This is a genomic window from Pseudomonas sp. 18.1.10 (assembly GCF_024655625.1).
Classification (GTDB): domain Bacteria; phylum Pseudomonadota; class Gammaproteobacteria; order Pseudomonadales; family Pseudomonadaceae; genus Aquipseudomonas.
Genome location: NZ_JANLGL010000426.1, coordinates 1 through 2112 on the forward strand (window position 1 = coordinate 1; position 2112 = coordinate 2112).

Annotated in this window: 3 protein-coding genes; 1 reads left to right on the top strand and 2 read right to left on the bottom strand. The window is 57.2% G+C overall.

Translation table 11 applies throughout. The annotated features are described in order from the left end of the window. The first annotated feature begins 260 nt into the window (after positions 1–260). Positions 261–449 (top strand): hypothetical protein, encoded by a 189-nt coding sequence (locus tag NUV89_RS29400; protein ID WP_017734626.1) that lies wholly within the window; start codon positions 261–263, stop codon positions 447–449. A 155-nt stretch (positions 450–604) separates the two neighbouring features. Here the strand turns inward: NUV89_RS29400 and NUV89_RS29405 are convergent, their stop codons facing one another. Then, positions 605–1150 (bottom strand): DUF2058 domain-containing protein, encoded by a 546-nt coding sequence (locus NUV89_RS29405; RefSeq protein WP_017734625.1) that lies wholly within the window; start codon positions 1148–1150, stop codon positions 605–607. Between the two features lie 25 nt (positions 1151–1175). Then, complete coding sequence (gene mazG / locus NUV89_RS29410) at positions 1176–2009, bottom strand: nucleoside triphosphate pyrophosphohydrolase (protein ID WP_257784077.1); 834 nt, start codon at positions 2007–2009, stop codon at positions 1176–1178. Positions 2010–2112: the final 103 nt, after the last annotated feature.

Here is a 2112-nt window from a genome sequence, read left to right on the forward strand (position 1 = left end):
ATGTGTATAAGAGACCGGGCTTGCTCGCGAAGGCAATGGCAGGGCCGATACCAAGTTCAAGCCTGACCCGAACATGAAACTTCTGTCATAAAGCTCCACCCCCCAAAACACAAACCCCCAATTCTCAAGGCCTGCAGCACTGTTGCAGTTCCTGCAATAAATAGTTGCGCGAAAAGTCGGTTTACTTAGCAAGCTAACAAAACATATAAAAGAGGCCTGCGACGACTTGCCGCAGACCCACCAGAGATTGGAGCAAGCAGATGACTGTAAAAGTAACTGAACGCGACGATGCACACATGTCCCACGAAGCGCTGGGCCATGGGATTCACATCTGGGATGTACACCAACAAGACCTGCTGGTCGGCATGTTTCACAACGAGAGTGACGCTCACAATTATAAGAACGAGCTGGAGTCGCTTGAGATGAAACGCCAGGCAGAAAGCTCCTGAGTATTCGTAGAATTTAGGTAGTCCATTGTGGCGAGCGAGCCACATGGGAAACCTGAAAACACAAAACCCGCTTCTTGAGCGGGTTTTGTATTGATGGGGCCGCTTCGCAGCCCAGCGCGAGCAAGCTCGCTCGCCACACTGTTGTTTCTACAGCCTTACCACATCAGATCGTCAGGGATCTGGTAGGCGGCGTACGGATCATCCTCATCCGGCACTTGGCTTTCCGTCAGGATATTGAGCTGCACGATGCGCTCTGGCGCACGCTCCTGGATCTTCAGCGCCGCTTCACGCGGGATCACCTCGTAGCTGCCACCGTGGTGCACGATCGCCAGCGAGCCGTTGCTCAGCTTGTTGCGCATCAAGGTGTTAACCGACAGGCGCTTGACCTTCTTGTCATCCACGAAGTTGTAGTAGTCCTCGGTGGTCAGCTTGGGCAGGCGCGAGGTCTCGATCAACTGTTTGACCTGGGCCGTGCGGGCCTTGGCCTCGGCTTTTTCCTGCTGCTGGCGGTTCAGTTCCTGGTCGCGCTTGACCTTCTCGGCCTGTGCTTCCTGGGCCAAACGGGCCTGGGTGTCATCGGCCTCGATCTGGCCCTTGTGGACCAGGCGCTGCTGCTTTTGCTTCTCTTTGCCGACCTGCTTGGCCTGCTTTTGGTTGACCAGACCTGCTTTGAGCAACTGATCGCGAAGGGAAATGCTCATGGTGCTTACTCACTTAGGCAGCCGCTCAACCGCAGCTGGACATGTTCTTTTCCTGGCGTTTGGCTTCGCCCCACAGGGCGTCCAACGTTTCGAGGGTGCAATCTTCTATGGGTTGATGCGTGTCGCGCAATGCCTGTTCGATAAATCGGAAACGTCGCTCGAACTTGGCATTGGCGCCACGCAGCGCGGTTTCCGGGTCGACCTTGAGATGGCGGGCCAGGTTGACCGCGGCAAACAGCAGGTCACCGACTTCATCGGCGATAGCCGCCGGGTCGTTATCGGCCATGGCTTCGAGCACTTCATCAAGCTCTTCGCGCACGTTGTCCACCACCGGCAACGCCGACGGCCAGTCAAAGCCGACCTGGCTGGCGCGCTTTTGCAGTTTGGCCGCGCGGGACAAGGACGGCAGTGCTGTAGGCACATCATCCAGCAGGGACAGTTGTTCCGGCGCGTCGGATTTTTCCGCACGCTCCTCGGCCTTGATCTGCTCCCAACGTTCCTTGACCTGCTCTTCGCTCAGTTGCGGGATATCCAGCGGCGCATACAGGTCACCGGTGGGAAACACGTGGGGATGACGACGGATCAGCTTGCGCGTGATGCTGTCGATCACCCCGGCGAATTCGAAACGCCCTTCTTCCCGTGCCAGCTGGCTGTAATACACCACCTGGAACAACAGGTCGCCCAACTCGCCTTGCAGGTGGTCGAAGTCGCCGCGCTCGATGGCGTCGGCGACTTCGTAGGCTTCTTCCAGAGTGTGCGGGACGATGGTGGCGTAGGTTTGCTTGATGTCCCACGGGCAGCCGTATTGCGGGTCGCGCAGGCGGTTCATCAGGTGCAGCAGGTCTTCAAGGGAATACATCAGTTTCTGTCCGCTCAAGTGGGAACGCAGAAGATCAAATGTGGGAGCGGGCTTGCTCGCGAATACGGTGTGTCAGTGCCAGATTCATTGGCTGACACTACGC